Below are 19901 nucleotides of genomic sequence, written 5' to 3'. Positions count from 1 at the left end.
GCCTATCCCTTCGCCGAATACTTGCCGACGAGCTGCTGCTTGTACAACTTACCGGCATCGGTCCGGGGCAGCTGCGCCTCGAACGAGAGAGACCGCGGACACTTGTAATGCGCCAACCGGTTTCGCAGCCACTCCAATAACTCTGCCGCGAAGCCGTCGTTGGCATCAGCCGGATCTACCGTCTGCACCACGCCTTTGACAGCCTGACCCATCTCGTCATCCGGAATACCGAAGACTGCCGCGTCGAGCACCTTGGGATGGGTGATCAGCAGGTCTTCGGCTTCTTGCGGGTAGATGTTCACCCCACCCGAAATGATCATGTGATGACGGCGATCAGTGAGATAGAGGTAGCCGTCCACGTCGAGATAGCCGATGTCACCGACGGTCACCCAGCCGTGCGCGTCGTGGGCCGCCGCCGTCTTCGCATCGTCTTTGAGGTACTGGAACGAATGCCCTCCCTCGTAATAGATCTCGCCGGGCACACCAGGCGGTAGCTCATGGCCGCTCTCGTCGAGGATGTGTGGGACCCCAACTAAGGGTCGGCCGACCGAGCCGGGGTGGGTCAGCCAGTCCTCGGCGCGGATGAACGAGGCTCCCACCGCCTCCGAAGCGGCGTAGTACTCGTCGATGATCGGCCCCCACCACGCGATCATCTGTTTCTTGATGTCCACCGGGCATGGCGCGGCCGCAGGCACCACCCGCAGCAGGTTGGAAACGTCGTAGGACATGCGCACCGCTTCAGGCAGTTTGAGCATCCGCACGAACATCGCCGGGACGAATTGGCCATGAGTGATGCCGTAGCGCTGGATGCACTCGAGCGCATGTTCCGGGTCGAACTTCTCCATCACGATGGTGGTGCCCTCCCGGCACCACCATCGACCAGAACGACGGCGCGGTGTGATAAAGCGGCGCCGGGCTCAGATACACCGACTCGCTGGTGATTCGGACGGCATTCATCAACGGCATCAGGATGTTGGGTGCTTCGCTTGGTGGTAGATGCGGAAGCTCACGGCGGATCCCCTTGGGTCTGCCAGTGGTTCCCGACGAGTACTGCAGCAGATCGCCTTCGCTTTCGTAGGGGATCGGCGTCTCGGGTTGGTCGGCAACACATTCCGGGTAGCGGTACCATCCGTCCAGATCGTCGTCGGCGATCAGCAGCAGCTCAGGTAACCCCCTGGGGGAATGCTCGGCAAGGCCTTCGCAGACGTCGCGAGTCGCGCGTGACCCGATCAGCGCCTTTGCTGAACTGTTGTCGACGATGTAGGCGGCCTCGGCGGCCGTCAGGTGAGTGTTGATCAACGTGTAGTACAGACCGCTTCGGCGCGCCGCCCACATCACGGCATGGACGTGTTCATTGTTCTCGAGTAATGCCGCAACCGTGTCGCCCTCGCGAAGTCCGGCTGCATACCAGAAGTGAGCCAGACGATTGGCACGCTTCTCCAGCTCGGCAAAGTCGATCACCGTGCCGGTCCGAGCGAGTACCAGGGCAGGTTTACCGGATGAGATGTGATCGCGGATCTCCACGATTTCACCTTAGAGTCTTCCGTGGTAAAGAAGGCGAAACTCGATACTTTGTAAGGGATCTACCGAATTTTTCGTCATAGGTGTCAAAAAATGCACTAGGGTGCAGGGATGGCTCCGACACCATGGGACCCCGAGACCACGGCCGTTGTCTGTGTGGAATGCCAGAACGGTGTGCTGGGCCCCGAGTCCGTCTTGCCCGCTTTGGCCGCCGACAGCTCTGAACTCGTCTCCAGTGTGCGCCGACTTCTCGATTCCGCCCGCCAGTTCGGCGCGCGGGTTGTGCACGCGACCTATGAGGGCAACCTCGGCGGCCGGCCGACCGGAACAGCGCGCATCTGGCGGGCCCTGGGCCCCGCAACCGCTCACTGGGCACCCGGAACCGCCTCCACTACAGTGCTTCCCGAGCTACTGGCACCCACCGATCTGGTGTTACCGCGCCACCACGGCCTTTTCCCAACGCTCGATTCCGAACTACTGCCCGTGCTCAAAGGCTTCGGCGTGGGCACCATCGTCCTTGCCGGCGTTTCGCTGAACCTGGCGATCACCCACACTGCCGGGCATGTTACGCAGGCGGGTTTCGAACTCGTCGTCCCGCGCGACGCCGTCGGCGGCACCCCCAAGGACTATGCAGAACAGGTGCTGGACAACACTATTGCCGTGCTCGGTCGGCTGACCACAATCGATAAGCTCATCGACGAATGGACATCGGTCAGGTCTGACCGTTGACCGTTCGCCACAGCATCTCGGTGGCCGCCATGAGCACCGCTTGGCGCGTCGTCGACGGGACCTCGTTGTGGCGAACCATCAGCCATGACCGTTCGAGCATCGCCATAATCACCAGCCCGGTAGCCACGGGGTCAAGGTCGGGCGGTGTCGGCGCCATCTTTGCGATGCCCTCACCGAGCGCGGCGGCGGTTCGGCGGTGCGAGCGGGCGACCGCGGCGCGGAATTTGCGATCGGGAGGCATGTCCTCGGTGGAGCGGATGACGAACGCACCGTTGCGGTCGAGGTAGTCGAAGTAGCCGGCAACCCAGGCCTCGACGTCCTTTCGGCTGGGCGGGCTTTCCTGCTCCATGAAAGCCTCGACAACCGCCAGCGCTTCGCGGTAGGTGTCGGTGCCGAGCTCGATGAAAAGCTCGGTCTTGTCGGAGAAGTAGTAGTAGAAGTTCGCCCGGGTGACCGGCGCGAGGTCAGTGATGTCCTTGATGGTGACGCCCGAAAAACCCTTGCGCGCAAACGCGGTCCGCGCAGCGTCCAGGATTGACTCTCGGGTGCGGTCGGACTTGCGTGTTACCCGCGGGGGCGAGCCCTCAGACACCATGCGCGACCGGCTCGGCGGCGGCCTCCGGTTCGGGATAAAACCCGCTCGCCCACCGACGCAGCGCGCGAAAGCCTGCGGCCTCCGAGGTCGCCAGACCCGGCGGTTCGAGGTACTTCTGGTGCTCCCAGATCCGGATGTCGTCGGGCAGGGCGAGTTTCGCTGCGGCCAGACGCGCCTCAAAATCATCCGGGCCTTCTGACGGTTCCTCGCTGATCCAGTAGCCGGCGAAGATGTCGGATCTGGTGTCGTCCACCGGTGTCGCGCAGATGGAGATGACTCGGATTCCGTCGCGGACGTGTTCGCCGTTGTAGCTGAGCCCGATTCCTGACCAATAGATTTCGATCGTGTTCATCGTGTCGCCGGTGCGGTCCAGGCCGTCGCTCCACCTCCGGCCAAAGCCGACCTTGGCCGACCAGGTCGAGCTATCGGTGCTTTCACGCAGTACCACGGGACTGATCGGGGTGCGATGGACGAATTGGAAGTGGTGGGGATCGACGGCGTTCTCGGCGATCACCTGGGGATGCACCTTTACCCGCTCATGCCGCGTCCGGCAATCGGCGCCAAAGGGGTGGAACCGCCGCGAGCGGACATGGTCTCCGAGCACCGCGAAAGCGTCCGGCGCAACCCATAGCGGCTCCCGGCCTGCGCTGTCATGCCAGATCAAGATCGAGTCGTTGAGCTCCGCGACCGGGTAGGAACGTACTCGTCGGGCCTTATTCGGCCGATCCTGGTACGGGATGTGGACATTGCGTCCGGCGCCGTTCCACACCCAGCCGTGAAACGGGCACTGGATGCCTTCTTCGACGACGCACCCCCCGTGGGCCAGGCTCGCGCCAAGATGTTGGCAGTGCGCGTCAAGCACCTTCACCACCCCGTCCAGCTGCCGGAAGGCGACCAGGTCTCGGCCGAAGTAGTGCAGTGGGACGACCTCGGCGACGGCGATGTCGGCGCTCCAGGCCACCTGGAACCAACCGGTGGGCAGCATGCTCGGCAGGGTTTGCATTGTCCGAACGCCCTTTCCACGCGGGACACCTGAACAGATTTATTTCGAGGCTACTCATTTTTGACACTTTTGTCTAAACGAGCGTGCCGGTCGGCGAATTTTCCCGCGGCGACCAATCAGGACGTACAATTACTAGTCTTACTAGGTTAATGATGTGCTGTGGATGGATGTGAGGATGCATGGACTGGGGTCTGCCTTGGCCGGGGCCTGCGCTGGCAACACAAGCGGAGACCGCCGGCGCGCAGGCGTTTTGTGCCGGTGAGTTCGCCGACCTCAACGCGTACATCACAGCGACCGAGATGGCCCTCGGCACTTCGCAGGCCTACATTGGCCCGGGAATCGCATATGCATTCGCCCGGTCCCCCTTCGTGCATGCCGCGGCCGTGCGGCAGCTCTGGACACTCGCGCCGGGCAGGATCTTCTTGGGACTTGGATCGGGCACCTCGCGAATGAACAAAGACTGGTTCGGTGTCGACGCCACCCACCCCGCACCTAGGATGGCCGAATTGATCGAGGCGATCAGGGCGTTCCTGAACGCCGAGAACGGCGAACGCGTTCGATACGAGGGCCGGTTCTACACGATCGACGCCGACATCCGGGCACCCGTGCTCGGCCGGTTGGACGTGCCCATTTTGATCGGCGCCTTCAACAAGATCATGTTGCAGACAGTAGGTCGCAGCGCCGACGGTGTGCTGGGGCACGGCCTGTTCACCGATCGCTGGTGGACCGAACTCGTCGAGCCCGAACTGGCCCGCGGCGCCGAATCAAGTGGGCGTGACGCGGCCGAGCTACGCCGCTGGGGCTGGCTGATCACCGCGATCGACAACGACGACCCGGCCCGGGCCATCCGGGACGCGCGGCTGCAGATCGCCTTCTACGTCACCGTGAAGACCTACGACTCACTCGTCGAACTGCACGGCTGGACGGACGAGGTCGCCCGGATCCGATCGGCCTTCCGCAGCGGCCATCCGGAGACGATGGCCGACCACGTCCCCGACGATATGCTGTGGTCGATCGCGATCTGCGGCGACGACACGCAGGCACGCGAAATGCTGGCGACTCGCAAACGACTGCCCGACTTAGCATTCGCATCACCGCCAAGCTTTCTGGTCGGACGCCAACGACGTGCCGGCTATGGTGCGGCCGCGACGCGCGTTCTTTCGCAACTGCATTGACGCCGGCCACGAATGCACCGGATGCGCGCCTTGCATGGTGTACTGAGTACTACATGTCGAGTTCAGGAGGTCGCGATGGCCAAGCGGGAACCGCTCGCGCCGATGACCACGTCACAACATAACGGCGCGGTGCGGTCGCCGAAGACGGCCGAGATCGTGGCGGACACGTTGCGGCGGATGATCGTCGAGGGACAGCTCAAAGACGGCGACTTCCTCCCCTACGAGGCCGAACTCATGGATCACTTTCAGGTCAGCCGGCCGTCACTGCGAGAAGCGGTGCGAGTCTTGGAGTCCGACCGCCTCGTGGAGGTGCGGCGCGGCTCACGCACCGGCGCCCGGGTTCGCGTCCCGGGCCCCGAAATCGTCGCGCGGCCGGCGGGCTTCCTGCTCGAGATGGCGGGAACGACGCTCGCCGACGTGATGACGGCACGGATGGGCATTGAACCGTATGCGGCCCGGCTGCTCGCAGAGGACGGCACCGCTGCGGCCCACCGCGAGTTACGCGAACTCATCGAGAAGGTTCCCGCTGCGTGGGAGACGGGCAAGCTGGGCGCGGCGTCCACCGCATTGCACCGCCGCCTGGTCGAATTGTCGGGCAACGCGACACTGACCGTGATCGTCGGCATGCTGCACGAAATCTTCGAAAGGCATATGACCGCCGCATTTCTCAGCGTTGAGAACGTCGTGCCCAAGGCTCAGTACACCAAGCTGATGCGGTCCTACACCCGACTCGCCGACTTGGTGGCCGCCCGGGACGGCGCCGAGGCCGAGGCGCATTGGCGGCGACACATGGAGAACGCCAGCGCTGAGCTGCTCAAGGGCTACGAGAAGACGAAGGTCCGAGACATCATGCATTGAGTGGGCCCCGTGCCCACCCTCACTTGAAGGACATCTGATGCGTAAACCGCTCACCGGAGTTCGCGTGCTGGAGGTCGCCCAGTTCACCTTTGTTCCCTCGGCAGGCGCGGTGCTCACCGACTAGGGCGCCGATGGGGTGAAGATCGAGCATCCTGTCACCGGCGACGCGCAGCGCGGCTTGGTCAAAGTGTTGGGCGCCGCGGCAACCGTACCCGGATCGTCGTTCGCACCGATCATGGAGGCGCCCAACCGCGGAAAGCGCAGTGTTGGGCTGGCCCTCGACAATTCGGAGGCGCGTCCCCTGCTCGACGAACTGATTCGGCGAAGCGACGTATTCCTGACGAACTACCTGCCGTCGACGCGGAAGAAGCTGTCGATCGACGTCGACGACGTCCGCCGAATCAACCCCGCCATCATCTATCTCGTCGGCAGCGGCTTCGGACTGAAAAGGCCCGACCGGGATGCCGGGGCCTTGTGAATGTTGCAGCCGACGCGGTACTGGCCGGAGTTCTGCCGGCTGATGGATCTGCACGATGTCGCTGAAGATCCCCGGTTCACAACGCTCGAGGCGATGACCGAACACAGCGAAACCGCTCAACAAATCGTTGCGGACGCCGATCGGCAACTTGAGTTTCGCTGAATGCCAAGCCTTGCTACGCAGGGGCAGAGGGCAGTGGGCCCCCGGTGCAGGACGCCTGGGAAATCGCCAATGACGAAGCACTGACCGCCAACGGTCGCATCGCCGAAATCGTCGATGCCGAAGGTCATTCGCAGAAGCTGGTCGCCAGCCCGGTGCAGTTCGACGACGATCCAGCCAGCCTGACCAGAGCGCCGCAATTCGCGGAGCACACCGACGCAGTACTGCGCGAACTGGGCATTGACGACGACCGCCTTATTGAACTCAAGATTGCCGGCGCGATCACGTAATCGCAGCGCTGTCAACGCCGTTGATTCGGTCACTATCGCTGCTCAGCGAAGTAACCCTCCTGGGTTGCGCTGCACACCAACTCACCCGACCGGTTGTACAGGGTCCCGGTCGCCAAACCGCGGCGGCCCACAATGCTCGGCGAGAACTGGTCGAAGAGCAGCCAGTCAGTAAAGTCGGCAGCACGGTGAAACCAGATGGTGTGGTCGACTAGCGCCGAGAGTCGAGGCCCCATCGGTGTGGTGCGCATCGTCGTCATCACGCACTCGAGCAGTGTGAGCGCGCTGAGATAGGCCGCCACGCAACTGTTGACCAACGGATCGTCGGTGACCTCGCCGTTCGCACGAAGCCAGATCCGAAGCCGCGGCGGCGGCGGGTGGGTGAGGTCAAGGGCGACCCGCGGCGGTGCGTCGAGGTACCGCATGGTGAAGGGACTTTGCTGCGGCCACCAGTCACCGAATTCCTCGGCGTAGGGCGTCAATAGATCGTCGAGTCCATGGACCGCGTCCGGCCCCGCCACGTCCGGCATTCGTTGTTGCCAGTCGACGTCGTCGGCCATGATTGTGAACGAGGCGAGCGCCTCGAAGAGGACGACTCCCGACTGGCTCGCGGTCACTCGACGTGAGGAGATGGTGCCGCCGTCACGTAGCGGGGTCACATCAAACTGGATCGGCTGCCTTGCGTCACCTCGCCGCAGAAAGTACATGTGCATACTGTGCGCCGGTCGCCCGAGTGTCGTCCGGCTGGCCGCCATCAACGCCTGTGCGGCGACCTGGCTTCCGATGATGTGGTGGTTGGGAGTGTCGGGTTGAGTGCCCACGAACGCTGTGTCATCGATCTGTTGCAGGTCCAGCAGACGAAGCACGTCTTCGAGCGTCGAGATCATGTAGGCATGCTAAGCACGCCGCCGCCCGCCGCTCCGGAGGCACCGCACTTATCGATCCGCCGCAGCTCAAACCCACTGTTATGCAGTGTCATCCGTCGACCATGTCACGGTGGATGACCCAGTCAGACCCGCAGGAGACATCTGCCTGGGCCCATACCGGCCTCAAACTGGGTCGAATGACGAAATCAGCCACCGGTTTCCGATCTTGTCCATCGTCACCCGGACGGTCGATGAGGTGTCCGTGGGCGCGTCGTTGCCGACGGCCACAGTCTGGTCTACATACACCAGAGCGACCGCGTGGTTTGGTGTCGCCGACACTGAGGCGGCGGCGGGAACGGTGGCAATCGCCGAGATGTGGTCTTTCTTGGCACCCGGTATCACCACGTCCTGGACCAATTGTGTGTAGGAGTCTTTGAACTTTCCGGTCAGCCGGTCGCGGGCGGCCCCCAGGTCCTTTTCGACGCTGTCGGGCTGGTAGGACAGTAGCGCAACGGTGGATTCCTTTGCCGCTGCAACGGACTCGATGCCAGCGGCCCCAGAGTTACGGACCCATGCATCCTGCCACTTTAAGAAGCCGGCCGCCGCTGCGATCAGCAATGCCAACACGGGCAGCACCCCGAATACCAATACTCGGGACCATTTAACTCTGCGCTTACGTACTGGGAGCTCAACGTCTTTCGCGTCTTCGGCTTCAGTATCCTCATCCTTGACCGACGCTTCCCCTGACTGAGGAAGGTCTTCTGTTTCGCCCGAGTCGTGGGTCTCATCGAGCCCCTGAGGTTCGCTTGTTACGCTTGCGGCCTGGTCGGTGGTCTCGCCGGCGGCAATCGCTTCGTCTTGCTCGGTGGCGGAATCAATTTCGACCGGCACAGCGGTGGTTCCCCTTCTGGCTCGTAGGCTTAGCACTCGATGCTTGCCGACCTGCAAATTCCTCATGGCACGAATGAGACGTTGGAGACTTTCGCATCGCTTCCAACTTTTTGCACGGTGATTCGCATTCGCCAATGCCGCGGATCCTGATCGGCGGCACCGAGGTTCGATGTTCTAACGGACACGGCAACCAGCACTTGCGCTTCGCTGCCCGATTGCGACTCCAAACCCGACTCGGTGATTGTTCCTACCGACTTCGATTGCGCTTTCTTGACGACCTCGATGAAGGGTTTCGATCGATTGGAAAAATCGTCGTAGAAAGTGCCTGTCGCCGAGTCCAGGATGCGCTTTATGTCGCCGTCGGCGTGCTGCCAATCGATTGTGGTCAGGTTCAGCGCCCCTTGTCTTGCAACCTGAACCAATAGCGCACGTTGTTCTTGGGCCTGGTGCGACTGATACAGCCGAAACCCGAACCAACCGGCCAAACCCCCCAAAGAAGCAACTGTGACCAACCCCCATATGGCGGCCAGCCTTAACGGCGACGCCCGCTCCTTTTCCGGTGCAGCGTCTTCCGGGGCGTCGGCGACTCCGTCATCAACCGCGGCGTCGTAGTCGTCGGCCTCGTCGGTCAGACCCTCCGCCGCCTCCACCGAGGGAGGCGCCGACTCGGCGCTCGTCTCGTTCGAGGTGGCCCGGTCAGGCACATCCGATGAACCCTCGTCGGTGTGGACGGATGCGGGGGTTGTCCCTGCCTGGCCCGTTTCGCTCAGTTCCTCTTGGGAGGTATCAGCATGCTCTGCCATGTTTTCTCCTTGGTAGCCCCATGGGCCAGATCAGTCTGGCTGTACATGTGCCCGTCTGGCCCAACGTACATGCCGGTGGCTGGGTCGTATTGGACGGCCGCGATCGGCGGTGGCGCCGGACCGGGCGGCGACGGTGGCGGGGCCTGCCCGGGCGGCTCGTCTCCCGGCCGAAGCTGGGGGACAGCTTGACCGGTGTACGTCGCGTTGGGATCGCCCTTCCAAATGAAGCCGTCGTTCAGGGGAACGTACGTCTCGTCGCTTTCGCACAGCTTCACGGTCGGGGCGCGCTTGCCTGGACGCGTCTCGCACGGCAGATTGCGCGCACCGCGCACGTCGAGCAGCGAGTCCTGCGGTACCCGGCAATATAGGTCGCCTTTGGGCGGATCCGGGTAGTCCTCGTAGCTGGCGGCCCGCTGCTGCTGGGGCGGCAGGAACCCGGTGGTGCACGGCGGCGGCCAGTTGAGATTCAGATTGAAGCTGAGGTAGCCACCCAGGTAAGGCTGTTTGGTGTTCCTATTGGGAACCCCGGTCGCTTGGACGTCGGCCGCCCCCTGCGGCAGCTCCACCAGGACAGCTTCCAGGTCGTCCCGATAGGTGACCCCCACCTGCCCGATACTCACCAGATTGGCCAGCACGATCGGCAACGTGGGGTTCAACCGGTCGAACAGCTGCCGGGCCTCGGCGGCCGCTGGGCCGCCCTTGTGAAGCACGCCCCTGACCGCGGAGTCGTTGTCTCGAAGCTGCGACGTGATGGTCGCCAGGTGGGCGGCCCAGGCGTGCACGGCGTCCGATGACTGAATTTGGCTGTCCAGCAGTGGCTTTGACCCGTCAATCAAGGTCACGAGTGCGTCGAGGTTCTTGCGGCTGTCGATCGCGAGCTTCGAGGTGCCATTCACCAGCCGGGAAAGCTCGGGGCCGAGCCCGCCCACCGCCGCATAGGATTCGTCGACCACCGTTTTGAGGTTGTCGCGCGGGATCACGCTCAGCCCGCGATTGGTCGCCTGCAGCAGCGAGTTGAGGTTCGGCGGAACATACGTGCGGTCCACAGGGATCACGTCGCCGTTTTTCAGCGACGGGCCGTTCCCGGTGCGTGGCAGCAGTTCGACATATTGCTCGCCGACTGCGGACACGCTGTGCACCTGGGCGCTGAGGTCGGCTGGGATGTGGACATCCGAGTCCAACTGGAGCTCCGCCTCGGCGCCGCTACTGGTTAGGCGCACGTCGCGCACCCGGCCCACTTCGACGCCTCGGTAGGTGACGTTGCCGCCCGGATATAGGCCGCCAGCCTCGGGCAGCTGCACCGTCACGGTGTAGCGGTCGACCCCAAAGAACGTCGTCGGGATCTGCATGTAGTTGAAAAACATGATGGTGCCCGCGGTCAGGCTGACCACCGCGAAAACGATCAGCTGGATTTTGATTCGCCTAGTGAGCACGATGTCAGCGCCCCTGGTCGAAGTGGTAGGGAACAACCAGTGGGTTCCCGGGATTGTATGGGCCGCCACCAGTACAGGGGCTGGGCATCTGGCCGATGGTGCGGCCCCACTGCAGTTCCAGCTCGGTCAGATTGCACTCGAACCGGGTACCGGTGAAAAAGGACGCGTCCAGCCGGCTCAGCGTCAGGTCGATGACGGCTGTCAGGTTGGCATAGTCGCCGCGCATCCATTTGCTGAGTGTGCTCGTGGGGAACGGGAAGGTCCCGTAGAAGTCCAGCGCACGGGTCAGCGCCGGCCCGGCATCGGCCAGTGACTGCAGCACCGGGCCGAGATCCCTCAGCTCCTTGACCAGGTTTTCCTTGGTCTTGTTGACTGAGTCAGCGGCAAGTGCGCCGAATCTGCTGACGTCACCGAGCGCATCGGCGAGGGCGGTCCGCTCGTCTTTCAGCACGGTCAATGCGCCCGGTATGGTCTTCAACGCTTTGTCGATCACCGGCTTCTGGTCGGCGAATTGACCAGTTAGGTTGTTCAAGCTTTCCGTTGCGGCGATGATGTCGTCTTTTTGGTCGTTGAGGTACCCGACGAACTTATCGAGTTGCCCGAGCAGGCTCCTCAGGTCCGCCTCGCGGCCGGTGAAAGCAGTGCTTAAAGACTTGGTGATGTCCTGGATCTGCCCTAGGCCGCCGCCGTTGAGCACCAACGAAACCGCGGCCAATGTCCTTTCGGTTGATGGATAGGTGCCCGCTGACGACATCGGAATCATTGACCCGTTTTTGAGCTTGCCTTGAGGCGGGACCCCAGCGGGTGGCGCCAATTCGACGTGCACCGAACCCAGCAGGCTGGTCTGCCCGACCGTGGCGGTCGCGTTGGCGGGCAGGTTGACATCACCGTTGATCGTCATGGTGACCAGTGCATGCCAGTTCTGAAGCTCGATGTTCGTCACCTTGCCGACGGTGACATCGTTGACCCGGACTCGGGAATTCCGTTCCAGATTCTGCACGTCGGGCATCTGCGCTTGGACGGTGTACGAACCCGGCCCACCGCCCTGAGTTCCCGGCAACGGAAACGAGTTCGCCCCGCGGAACCCGCAGCCGGAGAGTGCCGCCACCACAAGTGCCGCCGCCAGCCCTACGGCTGCTCGCGACAAGCGCCCTGATCGGATCACTGTCCACCTCCGGACGGCACCATCATCCCGCGCAGGCCATCGGCCGGGTTGGTGGCTACTGGTTGGGCGGGCGCCGGCGGTGCCGCCGGCGATGGTGGCGAGGGTGGGGACCCCGGTGGGGTGTTTGCCGGCGCGGGGTTGGCGGGGCCGGTGGGCTCTGCTGACCGCGGGGGAACATAATCGGGCCGCAGCCAGTCCTCGCTATAAGTTATTTCGTTGGGGCGCGCGGTGGTTCCGACGAAAAGGTTCTCGGCCAGCGGCGGGAAGTTGTATTGACGGTTCTTGATGATCGGCGCCAGGTACTGCACACAGAGTTTCGCTGACTCTTTGCCACCGCGCCGCGAGGCCGCCTCTACCGCACTGCAGAGGAATTGGATCGGGTTGGCGAATTGGTTCACCGCCAGCGAACCGGTCAACGCGCCCTGGGCGGGCTGATAGATGTTAAGGAAGTTTTGAAAGGCTGTCGGCGCGACATGCAGAACTTGTTTGACGTCGTCGAGGCTCGCGTTGAGCGCCTGTGACACCGACGCCAGCTTGTCGGAGGTGTCACCCAGGGTCTCCCGGTTATCGGCCACAAAGTTTCGGACGTCATCGGCCACCTCGTTGAGATCGCGAACCGCATTTCCGACCTCATTTGGGTCGTTGGTGAACAGGTTGGTCACCGCGGCCAGATTCTGGTTCAGGTGACGCAGCAGGTCGCTGCTGTCATGCAGCGCGGAGACCAGGATCGACAAGTTCTTCACGGTGGAGAACAGGTCGTTGCTGTGGTCGCCGATCGCCGATATCGCCTGTGACAGCTTGATGAGGGTGTCACGGATATCTGGGCCTTGGCCACGCAAGTTGTCGGCGGCGGTGTTGATAAATGCCCCCAAAGTGCTGGTGCCGCCCGGTTCGGCGGGCTGCAGCGTCTGCGTCAGCTTCTCGAGTTGCTGGCGCAAGTCGTCGTATTCCACCGGAACAGCGGTGCGAACCTGCGGGATTACCGCGCCGGTGGCCATCACCGGACCACCCGTATAGGCGGGTGTCAACTGGATGGATCGAGGTGTCACCAGGGACGGTGACAAGATCACGGCCTTGGCGTCGGCGGGCACCTTGTATTTGCCGTGGTACCAGAAGGTGATCTTGACACGGCTGGGCTGTGGTTCGATCTTCTCGATCTTGCCGACGCGGACGCCGAGAATAACGACGTCATCCCCGTTGTAGAGCCCGGTGCTATCCGCGAAGTAGCCGGTGACAGTGGTGCGGCCAATACCGCTGACCGACCTTACCGCCGTCACGATGCCGCCGATCAGCAACAGGACCAGCGCGAAGGCCAAGCCGATCTTGGCGTTGCGTGAATTCACTGTCCACCGCCCTGAACCGGCTGCGGATTCGGAGGCGCGGGCGGTCCTGGCGGCGGGCCGCCGGGTGGTGGTGCCGGTGGTGGCTCCCGGTACGGGTAGCAGCCGGGACCGGGCAATGCCGCACCGGGCAGACCACACGGATGGTCACTGGGGTTACCCGTGATGGCGTCCGGGATGGTCATGCGCGGTTCCCCGCCCTGGCCGGTCCGCGGGAAGGGTACCGGCAGCGGCGGTGTTCCCGGCTGGCCGACCTCCGGGTCGGCGCGCTGCGTGGGCAGCAGCACGTTCGGATCCAGGCCCAGGTCGGAGAAGGCCGCGTCGATGAACGGTTGGACGAACTGCCCGGGCAACAGGTTAGCGACGTAAGCCTTGTAGAACGGGGCGGCCGACACCGTTTCGCCAAGCCTCAACGAAAAGCTGTTCAGCCCCGTGAGCGCCTTCTGCACGCGTTCTTTGCGGTTGTCGACGATTCCTAATACCTGGTTGAGCCTGTCCAGCGCCGGCTTGAGGGTGTCGCGGTTCTCGGCGATGAAACCCTTTACCTGGCGGGCCACCGCGGAGAGATTGCTGGAGATCTGGTCCAGTGCGCTGCTCTGGCTTTTCAGTTGCGCCAAAAGGGCGTTGGTGTTGGCGACCAGGTTGACGACTTCGTCGCTGCGTTCGGCGAGCACCTTCGTCGCTTTGTTGGCGTTACTCAACAGGTTTCGCAGCTGGGCGTCGCGTTGGTCCAGTGTCTGGGAGAACCTCGCCAGCCCCTGCACCGCCGCCTTCAGGTCGGGTGGGGTATCGGCGAAGGTGTCGGACAGCACGGCCAGCGAGTTGGATAGTTGGTCGGTATTCAACCCGCTGATGGTTGTCGTGAGATCGCCCAGCGCGTCAGGCAATTGATAGGCCGGCCTGGTCCGGTCGAGCGGTATGGGACCGGTCAGTTTTCCGTCTCCGCGTGGAGTGACCTCGAGGACCTTGCTGCCGAGTAAGGTCTTCAATTTAATTGCTGCCTCGGTGCGATCACCGAGCCGCACGTCGCCGGCGACATGGAACTTAACCAGCACCCGCGGTCCGTCCAGCTCGACGCTCGAGACTTGACCTACCCGGAAACCCGACACCTGAACAGCGTTGCCGGGCGCCAGGCCGCCGGCCTCGGCGAAATACGCCGAGTAGGTCTTGCCTGTGTTGAAGAACGGCAGCTTGTCGTAGTTCAGCGATATCAGCATGAGAGCAAAGGTGATGCCGAGTCCGATGGCGCCAATGCGGAGCGGGTTACGTTCGGAAAAGGATTTCATCGCGGCGTGCACCTCCCGGTGGACTGGCCGACGACCTTGATATACACCGGTTGGCCCCCTTTGCCGTTGACCTTCAGCACGACATCGCACAGATAGAAGCTGAACCAGTCACCAGTTAGGCCCTGTCGATTGAGGATTTTGAATGCATCGGGCCAGGCGTTGAGATAGTTGTCGAAGAAATCGCGATCGGCGAGCACGGTTTCGGCGGTCCGATTCGTCTCAGCCACAACCTTTTTCAGCGGCGGGCGGGCCTGCGACAACAGATCGGCGATCGACCCTGCAGCCGCGTTGGCGTATGCCACCCCGTTGCTGATGTCCTGCTTGCGGGCCTCGAGGCCTGCGACCAGTTCAGATAGTGAGTCGACCGCCTTGGCGAACTGCTTGCTCTGCCCGCTGAGCGAACCGAGCAGGGAGTTCAAGTTGGTGACGACTTGACCGATCAGTTGATCCCGGTCGGCCAGCGTGTTTGTGAGGGCCGCAGCCTGGGTGAGAAATGAACCAATCGTGCCGCCCTGACCCTGAAAGGCCGCGATCAGTTGGCCGGTCAGCTTGTTCACTTGGTCAGGGTCGAGCGCGCGGAACAGCGGCCGGAAACCACCGATCAGCGCGTCGAGGTCCAGCGCCGGCTCGGTGCGGCTCAGTGGAATGGTTCCTCCCGGATGAAGTCTGTTTACTCCCCCGGCGCCCTCCTCAAGTGCCACGTATCTGCCCCCGATGAGGTCCGCGAAGCGGATGGCGGCCCTGGCGCCCTCGGTGAGGATTACCGAGTTAGCGGCGGAGAACTCCACGACCACGGTCGAATCGGGCTGGATGGTGATGTTTTTGACCTTGCCGACCTCGACGCCGGCGACGCGGACGAAATTCCCACCTTCTAGCCCGGACACGTTCGCGAAAACGGCCCGATAGCTCTGTTCCGACTGAAAGCGCAATTGGCCGAAGACGGCGACCAGCGCAAACGCGCCGACCAGGCACACGACCAAGTAGATGGCGAGGCGCCACGTGACGCCTACCAAATTCTCTCGCATATCTGCCTTCCTCTAATGGCTTCTCTTGCCTCTCGCCTTCGGCCGTCAAGGCTCAGGGGGCTGGCGGCGGCGGTACGCATTGCTGATTGAGTACTCCGCAAGTTGCTTGCACGCCGGCCGGCACTGGCGGCACGAACGGTTCGGAACCCGCCGGCGGAGGGCCGGGTTCTCGCGGCCTGCCCGGCGGCGGCGCCGGCGGCAGACCGGGATACAGCGGTGTTCCGTCCGGGGCGTATAGCTGCGCACCGTAGGGGGGTGCTCCCGGGTACGGGATGGGACCAGGCGCCGGACCCGCCGGATGGCGGATGCTGGGCGGTTGTGGGGTTCCCCTGGTGACGGGGAAGTAGTCGACGTAACCCGGGAAGCCGATACCGGGGTTGGGTCGCACATCTACTCCGGTGCCCCACCCAGAATCCGTGACGAGGTAGCGCTGCGGCCAGTTCTTGGCAACATCGGGCAGCGAGCCGCATCCCGGCTCGCCGCCGGGGCCGCCCTTGATGTCGGTGACCGGCAGATTGTCCGGATAGCGGTATGCGTCCTTGCCCAGCAGCAGCGCGACATCCAGGATCTCCGAGTATCCATTGCTGCCGCCGGAAGAATTCAGTGCGCCGAAATCGAGGGCGTTTTTCCCGCCGACCAGCGTGCAGGTCAGCTCCGGGTTGTACTTCATCAGTAGGCGCGTGGTGGACTCCAGCAGATTGATGCCATGCACGAAGTTGTCTTTGTTGGGCCCGATCAGATTGGTCCCGGCGCGGGAGAGCCCGCTGACGTCGAGCAGCAATGAGTCGAGTTGTTTTGCGTTGTCGGTGATGGTGGTGCTGGTGGTGCTGACGGCACCCAGCACCGTCACGATGTTGCTTGCTGCCGCGCCGTAAGTGTCACTGAAGCCTTTGAGGGCGCGGTAGTCGGCACGGATCGTCTCACTGCGCGGATTGATCGCCATCAGGACCTGGTTGAGATCGGTGGTGGCCTCGCCGATCGCTTCACCCTTACCGCGAAATCCGTCGGCGAACGCGGTGAGCACCGCGTTCAATTTCGGGACGTCCACCTGGTTCAGCACAGCAACGAGGTTCTGGAACACAGTGTTTACCTCGACACTCACATTTCCGGATTTCACCACTGCCCCGGCCGCCAGCCGTCGCGCGCTCGGCTGGGCCGGCGCTAGCAGTTCGACGTCCTTGGCGCCGAACGCCGTGGGGGCGGTGATTTCGGCGGTGACGTTGGCCGGAATGTATTTGAGTTGCTCCGGGTAGAGCTCCAATTGCAACTTCACTGGATCGCCCGGCTGGATTGACGCGACCCGGCCGACCTGGACCCCACGCATCTTCACTTTGGCGCCGGGCTCCATCACCAGTCCCGCCCGGTCAGACGCCAGCGTCACCCGAGCGTAGGGCCTGAAGTCCCTGTTGAAGGCGCCGACCGTCAGCGCGATCAGCGCGGCGATCGACGCCAAGAGGACAAATGTCCAGATCGCCGGGTGCAGGCCCGCCTCGCGCCGTTTGCTCTTCATCGCCGCTACCCGGACAGGTGGAAGTTGCCGGAAACACCGTAGGCGGCCAGCGCCACCGCCAACGTCACCGCCACCGCCACGATCAGTGACGTGCGCACAGCACGACCGACCGCCTCACCGACGCCCGCCGGCCCGCCCGAGGCGTTGAAACCGTAATAGGTGTGCACCAGCATGATCGTTACCGCAGAGGCGATCACTTGCATCAACGACCAAATGAGGTCTGTTGGTTGCAGATAAGTGTGGAAATAGTGGTCATATACGCCCGGAGGCTGTCCGTAGATTAAGATCACTAGCATGCGCGTGGCCAGAAATCCCGACAGCGCCGCCATACACCACAGCGGAACGACGACAACTACGCCCGCCAACACCCGAGTCGAGGCCAGGTAGGCGATCGTGCGGATGCCCATCACCTCGAGCGCGTCGATCTCCTCGTTGATCCGCATGGCGCCCAGCTGTGCGGTGGCACCGGCGCCAATTGTGGCAGCCAAGCCGATATCGGCGATCAGCGGCGAGCTGATACGGGTGTTGATGTAGGCGGACGCGAAACCGCTCAATGCCTGCACCCCGACATCGGATAACGATCGGTATAGCTGGATGCCGACGAGTCCCCCAGTTGACATCGTCAAGGTGGTGACGATTACCACGGTGCCGCCGATGATGGCCAGAGCGCCCACGCCCAAACTCATGTTGGCGATCAGGCGCAGCGTCTCCACCTTGTAGCGGGCCATAGCCTCCCAGACCAAGCCGAGGGCTTTGACGTAGAACGCGGTCTGGCTTCCGAGCCGGTTCCATCCGTCAGCAAAACCGCGCACGCCCTTCGCCAGCCGCGGCAGCCGATGTGCCGCTGGGATGGCGGTCACGTCGTCGCCTTCGTTGTAACAGCGGTCAGCACCACATTGATCACGAACAACGCCATAAAGGTGTACACCACGGTTTCGTTCACCGCGTTGCCGACGCCTTGCGGACCGCCGCCCACGCTAACGCCCTTGTAGCAAGCAATGAAACCGGCAACTAGGCCGAACAGCAGCGCCTTGGCGAAGGCGATGACCACGTCGGTCAGGCCAACGAGCAGGGTAAGACTCGCCATGTAAGAGCCCGGGTTGATGTGCTGAAAGTAGACCGAGAACAAATATTCGGTTACCAAGCCCACGATGGTGATGATGGCGTTCAATACCAACCCGTTGAGCCCCAACGCCAGCACCCTGGGCACCAGAAGCCGTTGCACCGGGTTGATCCCCATCACGCGCATGGCGTCGACTTCTTCGCGGATGGTGCGAGCGCCTAGGTCGGCACACATTGCGGTAGCGCCGGTACCGGCGACTACCAACACCGCCGTTATCGGACCGAGGTAGACCACGGCGGCCAGCGCAGAGCCAGTTCCCGAGGCGTCGGCAGCGCCGATTTCGACGAGCAGGACGTTGATGATGAACACGGCGAGGGTGTTGAACGGGATCGCCAAGAAGACGGCGGGGGCGCTCGACACCCGGGCCACGAACCACGCCTGATGGATGAACTCACGCCAGGCGAAGGGTGGACGGACCACCTGCGCCAAGATCTCGAGCGACAACGCGAAGAAGCTGCCGATCTCGCGCAACGGCTTGCCAGCAGAGGCCTTCCAGGCAGGAGCGCCCGGGGACGCCTCAGCTGGCGCCGGCACGCCGACAGAGGCAGTAATAGGTTCTGTGTCCGCCGCCACCACTAGCACACTCGTTTGTAACCAGTCAGAGCCGACATTAGACGATGAATCCTCCCCGCAGCGGTATGACGTGCTGCTTGCCTTTCGAGCGGTGTGGCCCAGAGCACAGCGGGACGCTACACCATTACATTAAGGCAAAGCAACATCGACAAACATTCATTTCGGACAAACCCGCTTAGCGGCGTCCGTGCATCGGTGGCGGTTTGCTGCAACTTCCGACAATTTTTGCCGAGATGTCGCAATACCCGCGCTCGCAGCGCCGCCGCCGGCTGGGTTGCCACACCTCGCCAAGCGGCATAGTACCTACTAGATGCCGTAGTGATCGTGCGAGATGGCTGATCGTACGCGTCCAACCGGCCGGGCGGCCGATGTGCCAGGCGCACGCGCATCGCGACCAGTCCGACGTCAGAAAGTTTGCTATTGGCTGGCTAATTACGGTATTAATTACAAATTCTGCTTCATAGGTGGAACTATGATATCCCCGAATATATTTGTGATTAACACCCTCACAGGTTTATGAGCGGGACGCTAAGTACGGGCTCTTGCAATGAGCCTAGATGCGTCGCTCGCTGGTCTTATCGCGTAGCTCGAAATAGTTGAAATAATATAGCGGTCGTGACGTAAATCAGGCCAGAGAAGCGGCGATGCATCCCTTGCATCTCCACCGTGACAGCCCGCCGCTGAGCCGGATTGAGTGCACACCGGCCCGTCTCCAGCGTCGTTATCGCTGAGACGCCCGCGGGGTGCGCCGATCCATCGGCAGGGCCCTGACCTGCGCTTACGCACAACGGTGGGCTACGACTTTCTAGCGACAGCGCGAGCTTTACTCCTCCTAGTGCGCCAAACCTGGTCATGCGGGGCATACCACCATCGATCGACACCGCCCCCCGCAGCCGTGAGAATTAATCGCTGATTACGACTAAGCGGCCTCAGGCCTGAGGAATACTCTGTCGCGCGGAGGACGGTGAGCCAGCGCACAAAAGCGGCAGACCGAAGTGATGGGTAAAGCTAAATAGTTATCTATATATCGGTTTGTATCGTTAACGCATTTTAGAGGCCATTGCTGGAGAATCTCGAGCGG

At 62.8% G+C, this 19901-nt stretch carries 16 protein-coding genes and 2 pseudogenes; 4 read left to right on the top strand and 14 right to left on the bottom strand.

Translation table 11 applies throughout. The annotated features are described in order from the left end of the window. Nucleotides 1–2: 2 nt before the first annotated feature. Nucleotides 3–1524, bottom strand: a pseudogene (fadD4, locus tag BN973_RS28600) (fatty-acid--CoA ligase FadD4). A gap of 108 nt (nt 1525–1632) precedes the next feature. Between fadD4 and BN973_RS28595 the strand changes: the two are divergent. Then, the gene (locus tag BN973_RS28595) at nt 1633–2250 is read left to right on the top strand and encodes an isochorismatase family protein (protein WP_036473669.1); all 618 of its coding nucleotides are present in this window, start codon (nt 1633–1635) and stop codon (nt 2248–2250) included. Here the strand turns inward: BN973_RS28595 and BN973_RS28590 are convergent. Next, nucleotides 2234–2845 (bottom strand): TetR/AcrR family transcriptional regulator, encoded by a 612-nt coding sequence (locus tag BN973_RS28590; RefSeq protein ID WP_036473667.1) that lies wholly within the window; start codon nt 2843–2845, stop codon nt 2234–2236. The genes BN973_RS28595 and BN973_RS28590 overlap by 17 nt on opposite strands. Further along, nucleotides 2835–3848, bottom strand: a complete 1014-nt coding sequence (locus tag BN973_RS28585; RefSeq protein ID WP_036473666.1) for a Rieske 2Fe-2S domain-containing protein — start codon at nt 3846–3848, stop codon at nt 2835–2837. Before BN973_RS28585 ends, BN973_RS28590 begins: the two co-directional genes overlap by 11 nt. Before the next feature lie 179 nt (nt 3849–4027). Here BN973_RS28585 and BN973_RS28580 point away from each other — a divergent pair, with 179 nt between their 5' ends. The 3 genes and pseudogenes from BN973_RS28580 to BN973_RS28570 all read left to right on the top strand — a co-directional run bounded on the left by BN973_RS28580 (nt 4028) and on the right by BN973_RS28570 (nt 6808). Then, the gene (locus BN973_RS28580) at nt 4028–5023 is read left to right on the top strand and encodes an LLM class flavin-dependent oxidoreductase (protein ID WP_036473664.1); all 996 of its coding nucleotides are present in this window, start codon (nt 4028–4030) and stop codon (nt 5021–5023) included. 75 nt (nt 5024–5098) lie between these two features. Beyond that, on the top strand, nt 5099–5881 hold the full coding sequence (locus BN973_RS28575) for a FadR/GntR family transcriptional regulator (protein WP_023862278.1): 783 nt from the start codon (nt 5099–5101) through the stop codon (nt 5879–5881). Nucleotides 5882–5918: 37 nt separating this feature from the next. Next, a pseudogene (locus tag BN973_RS28570) lies at nt 5919–6808 on the top strand (CoA transferase). A 32-nt stretch (nt 6809–6840) separates the two neighbouring features. Here BN973_RS28570 and BN973_RS28565 read toward each other — a convergent pair. The 11 genes from BN973_RS28565 to BN973_RS28515 form a co-directional block, all read right to left on the bottom strand. After that, on the bottom strand, nt 6841–7692 hold the full coding sequence (locus BN973_RS28565; protein WP_036473658.1) for an acyl-CoA thioesterase: 852 nt from the start codon (nt 7690–7692) through the stop codon (nt 6841–6843). A 162-nt stretch (nt 7693–7854) separates the two neighbouring features. Further along, complete coding sequence (locus BN973_RS28560) at nt 7855–8562, bottom strand: hypothetical protein (RefSeq protein WP_036473655.1); 708 nt, start codon at nt 8560–8562, stop codon at nt 7855–7857. A gap of 62 nt (nt 8563–8624) precedes the next feature. After that, nucleotides 8625–9365 (bottom strand): tetratricopeptide repeat protein, encoded by a 741-nt coding sequence (locus BN973_RS28555; RefSeq protein WP_036474120.1) that lies wholly within the window; start codon nt 9363–9365, stop codon nt 8625–8627. Next, entirely contained in the window at nt 9329–10801 is a 1473-nt protein-coding gene (locus tag BN973_RS28550) for an MCE family protein (RefSeq protein WP_036474118.1), read from the bottom strand. The genes BN973_RS28555 and BN973_RS28550 overlap by 37 nt, the downstream gene beginning before the upstream one ends. A gap of 1 nt (nt 10802) precedes the next feature. Continuing rightward, nucleotides 10803–11945, bottom strand: coding sequence for a virulence factor Mce family protein (locus BN973_RS28545; RefSeq protein WP_036473653.1), 1143 nt, complete (start codon nt 11943–11945; stop codon nt 10803–10805). 14 nt (nt 11946–11959) lie between these two features. Then, the gene (locus BN973_RS28540; RefSeq protein ID WP_139813813.1) at nt 11960–13306 is read right to left on the bottom strand and encodes a virulence factor Mce family protein; all 1347 of its coding nucleotides are present in this window, start codon (nt 13304–13306) and stop codon (nt 11960–11962) included. Then, entirely contained in the window at nt 13303–14589 is a 1287-nt protein-coding gene (locus BN973_RS28535) for an MCE family protein (RefSeq protein ID WP_051641726.1), read from the bottom strand. The genes BN973_RS28540 and BN973_RS28535 overlap by 4 nt, the downstream gene beginning before the upstream one ends. Next, on the bottom strand, nt 14586–15614 hold the full coding sequence (locus BN973_RS28530) for an MCE family protein (protein ID WP_036473651.1): 1029 nt from the start codon (nt 15612–15614) through the stop codon (nt 14586–14588). The genes BN973_RS28535 and BN973_RS28530 overlap by 4 nt, the downstream gene beginning before the upstream one ends. 52 nt (nt 15615–15666) lie before the next feature. Beyond that, nucleotides 15667–17124, bottom strand: coding sequence for an MCE family protein (locus BN973_RS28525; protein ID WP_036473648.1), 1458 nt, complete (start codon nt 17122–17124; stop codon nt 15667–15669). 5 nt (nt 17125–17129) lie between these two features. Next, nucleotides 17130–17984, bottom strand: coding sequence for an ABC transporter permease (locus BN973_RS28520; RefSeq protein ID WP_036473646.1), 855 nt, complete (start codon nt 17982–17984; stop codon nt 17130–17132). Next, nucleotides 17981–18781: an MlaE family ABC transporter permease gene (locus BN973_RS28515; protein ID WP_051641700.1), complete on the bottom strand. Its 801-nt coding sequence runs from the start codon at nt 18779–18781 to the stop codon at nt 17981–17983. Before BN973_RS28515 ends, BN973_RS28520 begins: the two co-directional genes overlap by 4 nt. Nucleotides 18782–19901: the final 1120 nt, after the last annotated feature.

It is taken from the genome of Mycobacterium triplex (genome assembly GCF_000689255.1).
Taxonomy (GTDB): Bacteria; Actinomycetota; Actinomycetes; order Mycobacteriales; family Mycobacteriaceae; genus Mycobacterium; species Mycobacterium triplex.
The sequence above is the reverse complement of the archived record's forward strand: the minus strand, read 5'-3'. Positions and strand labels throughout refer to the sequence as shown.